The sequence below is a fragment of the Marinobacter iranensis genome (genome assembly GCF_029207565.1).
GTDB classification, from domain to species: Bacteria; Pseudomonadota; Gammaproteobacteria; order Pseudomonadales; family Oleiphilaceae; genus Marinobacter; species Marinobacter iranensis.
In genome coordinates this window covers 1-271 of sequence record NZ_JANCMW010000158.1, presented here as the reverse complement: position 1 = coordinate 271, position 271 = coordinate 1, and the positions used below count along the sequence as shown (strand labels likewise).

The window sequence follows — 271 nt, the reverse complement described above, 5'->3', positions numbered from 1 at the left end:
AGGGAACGCAAGGACGCGCGCGTCCTCGAGCGGACGGTCAAATTCGCTGCCAGGCATCTGATGAGCGCGGACAGTATCGTCAAGCTGATGTACGCGGAAAAAATGGTCGGGATGCTGAACGCGCTGCGGGACGTCCTGCCTGAAGCGGCGCTGCACGAATCGGTGCGAACGGCCAAGATACTGCTGGACGACATCGTCGAGAAGCCGCTGATCCTGGACGCCGGGCACGACCTGGCGACGCACGGGCTGAAAGACAAGCGGGCTTTGAACC

Annotated in this window: 1 protein-coding gene; it reads left to right on the top strand. The window is 62.4% G+C overall.

The window, feature by feature from the left end; all coding sequences use genetic code 11:
- Positions 1–271: hypothetical protein (locus tag NLU14_RS21855; RefSeq protein ID WP_275710572.1), on the top strand; the 271-nt coding region annotated here is incomplete at both ends.